We start from the raw sequence: 8771 nt of genomic DNA, 5'->3' as shown, positions 1-8771 counted from the left end.
GTTGCGTCAGGAGGAATCGCGCGGGAGGAGCGGTGGGCACCGCGTCAGCCCACTGCATACTCAGCGCCAGGCACGGGCCGCACGACCTGCCCCGCCACCACCGACGAGGTCGGATCGATCCGCTGGGACAGCACGTAGTCCTCGGCCGCCTCGGCAACCCGCCCGAGCCGTTCCAACACGAAGGCCCGGAGATGGGCAGCACGCGCCGCGCCCCAACCGCCGAGCGCGATCCCCCGGCTGTAGGCGTCGAGGGCAGCCTCCAGCTGACCACACGCGGCCAGGGCGTCGCCCTGCGCGGCCCACGTCCGGTCGTCGCCCGGGCTGAGCTCGACCAGTTCGGCGGCGTAGCCGGCGGCACGCTGGCTCAAGCCCACGGTGAGGTGGGTCCGCACGAGGAACGAGTGCAGGGCGTAGGCCTCGTCCGCCCAGGCCAGGCGGTCCATCTCGGTGGCCGGGGTGATCGACGTCAGCGATTCCAGTGCCCGGCCCAGGAGCCGGTGCGTCTCGACGATGTCGCGGCGCACGAACGGGACCGCGGCGATCGCGCGGTGCAGGCGTGCCCGCTGCAGCCGGCCGGAGAAGCCCTGCTGGGGCAGTTCGGACGAGGCCTTGGTCGCCAGTGCCGCGGCGGCGCGCATCGAGGTGGAGTCGGCGCCGCGGGCGGCGTTGCGGAACACCACGAACAGGGCCAGGTCGCGCCTCGTCTCGGGCGGGAGGCCGGATCTCGCTCCGTGCAACGCCATCGCCTCCACGGCGGAGGCCGGGAGGTGGCAGCGCAGGACGGCGAGCTGTTCGAGGGCCAGGTCGGGTGAGAGGACCTGTTTGCGCGGGTCGATGACGCTCAGGCCGATCACCGTGGCTGCGTGTTGCGGATATCCCAGGCGCAGCAGCAGGTCGCCGGCGACGCGGCGTTCGGCCGGGCGCAGCGAGCCGACTGCGCGTTCGTGCACGCGCCACCACAGTTCGGAGGCCAGGTCGACCGGGAACGTCGTCATGTCCGGGCCTGCGCCGTCGAGGCGGCCCCAGCTGGCGGCGGTCAGCAGGCGCAGCTGGGCGGAGGGTGGCGGTTCGAAGCGGGGCACGCTCGCCGACGCACCGGTCACGAACGCCGAGGCCACGGCGTGGGTGATGCGCGCGTGCAACGCGGAAGCGCGCACCGGGGCGGAAAGTCCGGCGTAGACGCGGCAGGCGACGGGGACGCGTGCGGTGCAGAGCGCGCGCAGCCGGGTCGCCAGCGCGCGAGGACTCGGGTCGGTGCGGTACCGCGGCATCGCGGTCATGCTGGCCTCCCTGGTGTCAGTTCAGCAGTTCCCAGCCGCGCCGGGTGTCAGTTCAGCAGTTCCCAGCCGCGCCGGGTCAGCCGGTGGCGGACCGACCGGCCGTTGCGGTGGGTGGACACGAAACCCGCGGTGCGCAGGGCCGTCGCGTGCTGCGAGGCCGTGGGCAGGCTGATGCCCACGTGCTTGGCGAGTTCGGTGGTGGTGCGTTCGGAGGTGAGCGCCCGCAGCACGAGCGTGCGGGTGCGTCCCAGTGCCAGTTCGAGGCTGGCGCCGCTCGGCTGGGGTGCGGTGACCGGGTAGAAGAGCAGCGGCTGCGGTTCGGCGAACATCGCCACCGCCGGGCGGGTCAGTCCGTTGAGCACCGGCACGATCAGCATTCCTGTGCCGCGCAACGAGATCTCGGTGTCCCAGCCCAGTTCGACGTGCAGGGCCGGTGAGGTCCACGAGATCGACGGGTGCAGGTGGCCGAGCAGGTCTCCCAGCCCGCGCGTCACCGCCTGCGACGACCGCAGCCGCACCTCGGCCTCGAACGTCTGGCGCGTCTGTGACCAGTTCGGCCCGAGCAGGTCGCGGAAGCCCGACCGGAACGCCGATCTCAGGTCCTGGCGCGCGGCCGGGGTGCCGGCCGCGAACGACCGCAGCCACGGTGACGTGGTGCCCAGCATGCTCGCGATCTGGTCGCGCACCCGCGTGGAGGGCACCTCCAGCACCTGGCACACGGCCTCGTCGAAGTCGGGCTTGGCCGAGTTGAAGAAGTCCGGGATGAACCGGCCGGGCCTGACCAGTTCGGCCAGCGGGCGGATCTGCGGCAGCAGCAGGCGGTCCCAGTCACCGCTGTGCACCGTGAACACCAGCTCGTACATCGGCAGCGGAGCCGAGGCGAACCGCGTGCGCGCGAGATCTTCCAGTTCGAAGAGAATGGTCAATCCGCGCCCCTTGGGCACGGATTCGGACATGACGATCGGCATGTGCTTCCCCCCGGAGTGCAACCACTTCCGAAGGTACGCAGACTTCGTTGTCCGGTGTCAGCGTCGTTCCACTTGACAACGTTCGGTGGACAACCTCAAACAAGCGGCCCGGACTGCTCGGTGAGCTTCAGCAGCAGGTCACGGGTGCGCTCGCGCTCTTCGGCCGACTCCTGGCCGCGCCACAGCAGGTCGGCCAGCGTCACTCCGTCGAGTGCACGGGAAATGAGGTCCGCGCGTTGCGGGTGCAGGCCGTCGGAATCGGTTTGCTGCCTCCACCGGGTCGCGGCGACGTCCAGGCGCTGCTGCAGTTCCGGAACGCCGAGCAGCGCCGTTACGACAGACGGGTGAGACCACAGGTCGTCCGGCACGAAGGTCGCCCTGATGTGCGCGCGCGTCCAGCGGCCGGGTGTGTCCTCCGGTTCGAGCAGGCTCTCGACGGTCGCGTCGTAGTGGTCGAACCACTCCTCGATCAGCCCGACGATCAACGCCTGCTTGCTGCGGAAGTGGTGCAGGAGGCCGCCCTTCGAGACGCCTGCCTCCTTGGCCACGGCGTCGAGGCTGACGTTCGGACCTTGCTCGATCAACGCGCGCGCGGCGGCTGCGAGCACCTCACGGCGGGTGCGGGGCGCGTTGCGCTGCTCTCCGGGCATGGTGATCAACCTATCGTTCGTTCAGAAGGATCGGTGACCGGACCGGACGCAAGAAACTGCTGCTCACGGGCGCGTTCGGGTTCGGGCTCGCCTCGTTGCTGGCCGCGTTCGCCCCGTCCGCGGGCTGGCTGATCGTGGGCCGCGCCCTCGTCGCGGCCTTTATCGGACAAGCAGCTTCGTCATCTTCTCGATCCCGCCGACGCGAACCCGGTGGGCGCCCCGAGAACACCCACCGGTCCGTCGGATCGGCGGCGGCGCCGAGACCACACCACCGGGCACCCGTCCGTCACCTCCGGCATCGCTTGCCACCGCAGTCAAAACCCGCGCGCAACCGACTGGCTTCGAACCCGCAATCAGCAGTCGAAGTCAGATTCGCCGTTCACCCACCCAGCAAAGGCACGAGCCGCGACACGGTTTCCGGCAAGCGCCCCAGGAACCGCTTCTCGACGAAGATGTCCTTCTGACCGCTGTTGCAATCGCTCTCCAAGACGCTCAGTGGAGGATTCGCGTCCATCTTCAGCTCGTCCTCCGGCCAGGACGCGATTGCAGCGCGCGCCCTTTCCAGCACCTGGGCGGCGTCGCGCACCAGCAGGTACTCGTCGCCGGCGGGAAGGCGCTGCAGATCGAGATCTATGCCCCCGCGGAACGAAACACCCTCCAGCCGGGCTCCGGTGAGGTCGTTGCCCCTGTACTCGTTTCGCGTCCGCCCGAGACGCTCGTTGTCCCATGGTCTCGCGCTGAACGTGACGTCGCGGAGAAGGCCGGAGAACACGCAGTCCACGAACTCGGCCTCGTGACACATCATCTTCTCGATCTTGACGTTGCGGAAGGAACAGTTCACGAACGACGCACGGCCAGGAACCAGCCGTTTCAGGTGAGCGCCGTCGAAGACGCAGTCGATGTAGAAACTCGGCTCGAAGCCGCCACCCAAACCTCCGCCCTGCACCTTTGCTTTGCGGAAGTCACAGCGCACAAGCTTGCTTCCGTTGGCGACGGACATGTCGTCGAGACGGCGACCGGAAAAGTCGGCGTCCTCCAGTGTCACGCCGTGCAGGAGAAGCCTTTCGTCCGGTCGCCCCGATCGAGCACTCATCCGCCTCCGATCCCCTTGCCGTACGTGTTGCCGCGTCCGCTGGTGCTCGGCAACCTGCCAGGTCCAGTGCAGAGGACGTACATCGAGCTTCTGCAGGCTCCTTGCTTTCGCCAGTGCGACGAGAAACCTTTTCTCGTGGCGAGTTCGACAGTGACGCCGTTGTAGTTGTCTTTGCAGTCAGGACCGCGGCTGGCACTGTAGCTGAAGCGCCCGGGATGATTCTTCTGCAAATCGGCATCGACGGCGTTGTGCAGGGCTGTTCCGATCTCCTTGCGAGAGTTCACGAAGTCGCCCTTGTCGATCAAACTCTGATAGTTGGCCCGCTGACCGGCGTCGAGGTGGTTGTCGATCAGGGCTTGCCACCCGCGTGACAGCTGCCGGTCAACCGCGGCCTTCACGAGATTTCTCGACTCCGCGCGACTCGGATATCCGGGGCGGTCTTGTGCGTTGGCGGCGACGGCGACGATTGCGGCGACGTCCAGAGCCTGCTTGCTCATCATCGCCGTCCGGCACTCACTGCCGACCCGCTCGCAGAACCTCAGGTCGACTTCCGCCTGAGCCAGAGCGTAGTGAAAGTCGTTCGTGTTGAGGTCATCCAGTGCTTCTCGTGTACCTGGATTCTTCTTGTCCACGTCGACGATCGCGAGCTCGTATTCCGTCTGCCACGCCTCTTGCTGTTGTTGCTCGGCTGATGGGCGCTCAGCGCTCATCAGCTCGCTGAGGGCGTAGGCCTCTTTGCTCGAGCATTCGGCGGAGCAGACGTATTGGCAGCCGGTGTCGGCGCACAAACCGTGGCCATCGGCTTCAACACCCGTGATCGGGTTACCGCCTGCGAACGCGTACCGGTTTCCGGTGAACGTGTCGCTGCCGAGGTTCATGTCGGCGAGGGCACCGTTGTACGTGTCGCGCGTCGTGAAGCGGTTGAGGCCCGGGTTGTAGTCGCGGAAGCCCATGTCGTACGACCCGGACGAAGGACCGAACCGCTTGCCGTTGTAACGGTAGAAGTTGAACGGTTCCTTGCCCGGCTGTTGCACGTCCGGCTTGTCGATGCCTGTGAACGCCTCCTTGTCGTCCTTGCCGTAGGCCGTGTAGCCGTAGGTGGCGCGGGTGTCACCGTTGGCCTTGGTCAGGGTTTCGACGTCGGTGTGCGGGTTGTAGCCGTAGTAGGAGTCTTCTGCGACTTCCGGGCCCGTGCCGTCGGTGTCCTTCTTGATCTGCGCCAGCCGCTGGCCGAACGAGTCGTACTGGTAGGTCCGCTGCAGCTGGCCCGCGATCGTCTCGGAGACGACCTTGTCGGTCAGGCCGAGGTAGGCGAAGTCGGTCGTCTTGCCGTCCTCGGTCTTCGCCGTGGTGCGATCGAGCGGGTCGTAGGCGTAGGCGGTCGTCTTCATGCCGCCGCCGTCGGCCTGCTTGCGGTGCTCGACCGTCCGGTCGAACCCGTCGTACTTGAACGACTCCACGATCTGGCCGGCCGCGGTGACGGAGTCGAGACGGCCGAACGGGTCGTAGTTGTACGACGACGTGACGCCGGAGCTCGTCGAGGACAGCAGCCGGTTGCGGTCGTAGTTGAAGGTCGTCGCCGTGCTGTCGACGCTCTGCGACACCACGTTGCTGTTGGCGTCGTGGACGTAGTCCTCGGTCTCCAGCACCGCGCCCGCTGCCGACTTCTTGGTGACCTTGCGGACGCGGTCGAGCGGGTCGTAGTCGTACTCGTGGACCTCGTCGAGGTACGCGGACGCGTTGTCCGCGTTCTGGATCTTCGCGGCGTCCCTGGAGCGGTGGCCGTTGACGCTGTAGTCGATGAGGTGCTGGGCGACGAGTGTGCCGTCGGCCTTGGACTCGACCTGCGACGCGAGCCCGCCGTCGAGGTGGTAGCCGTAGACCACCTTGTTGCCGTTGGGCTTCGTTTCCTGCTTCACCTGACCGCGGTCGGTGTAGGTGTAGGAGGTGACCTTGGGCGACCCGCCGGTCTCGGTGTTCTGCACGCGCTCGATCAGGTCCAGCACGTTGTACGAGAACTCCGACGACTGCTTGTCGTGGCCGCGGGTCAGCGGGGAGCCGTTCTCGTCGTAGGAGAACGTGGTCGTCGCCTGCACGACCGAGGCCAGCTTCTCCTCGATCTTGGTCAGCTGGTTCAACCCGTTGTAGGTCAACGCGTACGAGTCGGTCTTCGCACCGGGTGACGAGTCGGAGAGCGATGTCAGGTTGCCGTTGGCGTCGTAGACCTGGCTGAACGTCTTCGACTCGTTGTCCGGGTCGGAGCCGCTGTCGCGCACGAGCTTCACCGCGTCGGCCAGCACCGTGCCGTCGGCGTTGTCCGACACCGTGACCTTGGCGGCGTTGTCCGACACCGTGACCTTGGCGGCGTTGCCCGCGGTGAAGGTGAAGCTGCCGAGGCTCACCCACTCACCGCCGTGCTGCGTCTGGTTCACCGCGACCGTGGACGTGGCGGTGCCGGTTTCGACCTTGTGCGGCGCGTTCGTCGCCGTGCCCGCCACTCCGGCCGGATACTTGACGAACACCTCGTAGGAACCGTCCTGCGGGATCACCGGCTTCCAGGTGAAGGTCGTGCCGCCGGAGCCGCGGGCGGTGCTCCGGTAGTCGTAGCCCTGGAAACCCTGACCGGCCGTCGCGGTGGACCAGTTGCCGGCCAGCTCGACGAAGCCGGTGTCGGAGTTGTCCGTCAGTGCGACGTGCAGACCGACGGGGACACCACTGTCCGAACGCGACTTCGGCTTGCCGTCGGGGTAGTAGTCCCAGGTCATCGTCCGGCTCGACGACCCGCCGGCTGAGGTCTGCGTCCGTGACGCCTGCTGACCCAGCGGTGTGTAGTCGTACGAGGTGACGATCTCCCACGGATCGGTCGCGCTGCGGACCCAGCCGTTGTCGAAGTAGGAGTACTGGGTGATGTTGCGGACGGTTTGCCCCTGCGACGGCGGGGAGCTCATCTCCTTGATCCGGCCTGCCGGGTCATAGGTGTAGATCGTCTTGTCAGCGACCTTGTGCTGAACGTCGTCCTTGTCGAACGGTGCCAGCTTCTCGATCGGCCGGTTCAGCTTGTCGTAGACGGTCTGGGCCGTGAAGTCGTCCGCGTCGTCGGTCGTCTCCACGCCGCGCGGGCTCACGACACGGGTCTGGTTGCCGGCCTCGTCGTACTCGTACTTCGACGAGCATGACCGTGGAGGAGGTGTTGTGGCCCGGCTTGTGGTTCGGTGACCTGCTGTTCAGCCGCGCCGGTGTGCGGGTGCGGGCGCCGCAGCACCTCATCGACGCCACGGTGGCCACGACCTCGACGCTGTATTTCACCTTCCGTCGCCAGTCGCGCCCGACTGATGACTTGTCGCACGGCTGGGGTTCGAACTCACAGTGGCGAACATGCTTCAGCCGGTTCTACTCGGATGAGGAAGGGCTGCATCTCAACTGGGACGGCGAGGTGGACATCGCCGTCGATCCGCCGGCGCCCCGAGCCGGTTGGTCCGAACACGAGATGGAACCGTTGCACCAGCGCCAAGAACTGCTGCTGCATCGTTGTTTCGTCCACGATCCGCTGCCGGCTGACGAGAACGACCGGTACCCCTATGGCGATCGACTCAGCCTCACCTCCGCAGAGTGGCCGTTCCGTCCGGAGTCACTCGTGCACGTGTCGAGTGCCAAGTAAGGCGACCACGCTCGGGCAGGCATGCAACGACCGCTCAACCGTCCGCTCGTCGCCATGAGCGCGCCTCTGCTGGCACACTACCCGCGGCAAAGCGCGCATTGATGAGCCAAGGTGGGTGGCTCTGGTCCTGCGGGCGCAAACACGGCCCGACGAGTGTGGCCTGCGCATCGGACTGCAGGTTCCTACCCCGATAGAAACTCGGCAAGAGCGAGGCGAGCCTTCTCTCCACACCTCGGGCGATCCTCCTCATCGGCACAACGCCGCGGTTGCGTCCGCACGCCACTGGTAGACCTTTTGCCTGCAGCTGACCTTGTCGAGAAGACGTTGACCGCGGTGGCTGACGCCGGCAGCGCAGCCACCGCGGAGTACGCCTGTCGGTGGAGTTGGCCAAGTGGAAGGGGTCAGTGCGGCAGCCCTCTCCACCTCGTGCCAGACGCTTGCCTACCTACGGGATGGGCTCGAATCCACCGGGGTACGGCGAGCCGTCCGGGCTGACGGCCTTCGCGTTCTCACTGTTGTTCGTCACGAAGTCCTTGGTCACTCCGGCGATCTGGGTGCGGATCGCCTCGAAGGTGACGAAGACGGAGGTGATGCCGAAGTCGTTGCCGGTGAGCCTGAACTTCAGGTCGATGTCGACATTGCCGACCACGCTGTCGTTGATGGCTTCCCTCAGCTCTGATCGACTGCTGTCGTGGCTGTAGTTGAAGAGCCAGACCTGGATCCGGTCGCTCGCCGGAAGGCCGTAGACGTCGTACAGCGTTCGGTGGCTGTGGAACCTTCCGCGCACCTTGATGCGGCCCTCAGCCGACGCGCCCGAGCCCTCTACCTCGACGCCGTATCTCGAGACGGCTCTTTTCCCGCTGAACACCTGGAGCTTCTGCTGTTCCTGGGCAGCGGCGGCCGGCGAGAGGTCCCCCGACTGGACGGCGTCGAGGCTGACGGTCGTGATCGCGGCTTCCTCCGTGGGAACCGCCACCGGCACGACGAGCGAGTACCGCTCGACGTACATCACCGATCCAGCTACTTCTTTGACCTGTGCTGTCATTTCGGCTTCTCCTCAGAGACGAGCGGGCGATTGCTCAACCCTGATGCCTGCCAGGGCATCGGGACAATGAGGAGAAG

At 66.7% G+C, this 8771-nt stretch carries 8 protein-coding genes; 2 read left to right on the top strand and 6 right to left on the bottom strand.

Annotation, left to right across the window (positions count from 1 at the left end; genetic code table 11):
* Positions 1–44: 44 nt before the first annotated feature.
* The 3 genes from SK571_RS34440 to SK571_RS34430 all read right to left on the bottom strand — a co-directional run bounded on the left by SK571_RS34440 (position 45) and on the right by SK571_RS34430 (position 2898).
* Positions 45–1280, bottom strand: a complete 1236-nt coding sequence (locus tag SK571_RS34440; RefSeq protein ID WP_319988288.1) for a tetratricopeptide repeat protein — start codon at positions 1278–1280, stop codon at positions 45–47.
* A gap of 47 nt (positions 1281–1327) precedes the next feature.
* On the bottom strand, positions 1328–2206 hold the full coding sequence (locus SK571_RS34435) for an ArsR/SmtB family transcription factor (RefSeq protein WP_319988287.1): 879 nt from the start codon (positions 2204–2206) through the stop codon (positions 1328–1330).
* Positions 2207–2343: 137 nt separating this feature from the next.
* A complete protein-coding gene (locus tag SK571_RS34430) occupies positions 2344–2898 on the bottom strand; it encodes a TetR/AcrR family transcriptional regulator (RefSeq protein WP_319988286.1) in 555 nt (184 codons plus the stop codon).
* 29 nt (positions 2899–2927) lie between these two features.
* Between SK571_RS34430 and SK571_RS46475 the strand changes: the two genes are divergently transcribed.
* The gene (locus SK571_RS46475) at positions 2928–3362 is read left to right on the top strand and encodes a hypothetical protein (protein WP_406602075.1); all 435 of its coding nucleotides are present in this window, start codon (positions 2928–2930) and stop codon (positions 3360–3362) included.
* Here the strand turns inward: SK571_RS46475 and SK571_RS34425 are convergent.
* Complete coding sequence (locus SK571_RS34425; RefSeq protein ID WP_319988285.1) at positions 3278–3943, bottom strand: pentapeptide repeat-containing protein; 666 nt, start codon at positions 3941–3943, stop codon at positions 3278–3280. The genes SK571_RS46475 and SK571_RS34425 overlap by 85 nt on opposite strands.
* Positions 3944–3987: 44 nt before the next feature.
* Positions 3988–7116, bottom strand: a complete 3129-nt coding sequence (locus tag SK571_RS34420) for a golvesin C-terminal-like domain-containing protein (RefSeq protein WP_319988284.1) — start codon at positions 7114–7116, stop codon at positions 3988–3990.
* Positions 7117–7163: 47 nt separating this feature from the next.
* On the opposite strand from SK571_RS34420, the gene SK571_RS34415 reads away from it, so the two are divergent.
* A complete protein-coding gene (locus tag SK571_RS34415) occupies positions 7164–7649 on the top strand; it encodes a hypothetical protein (RefSeq protein ID WP_319988283.1) in 486 nt (161 codons plus the stop codon).
* Between the two features lie 445 nt (positions 7650–8094).
* Here SK571_RS34415 and SK571_RS34410 read toward each other — a convergent pair whose 3' ends face one another.
* Positions 8095–8694: a hypothetical protein gene (locus tag SK571_RS34410; protein ID WP_319988282.1), complete on the bottom strand. Its 600-nt coding sequence runs from the start codon at positions 8692–8694 to the stop codon at positions 8095–8097.
* Positions 8695–8771 lie beyond the last annotated feature (77 nt).

The organism is Lentzea kristufekii, from assembly GCF_033949925.1.
Taxonomy (GTDB): Bacteria; Actinomycetota; Actinomycetes; order Mycobacteriales; family Pseudonocardiaceae; genus Lentzea; species Lentzea kristufekii.
The sequence above is the reverse complement of the archived record's forward strand: the minus strand, read 5'-3'. Positions and strand labels throughout refer to the sequence as shown.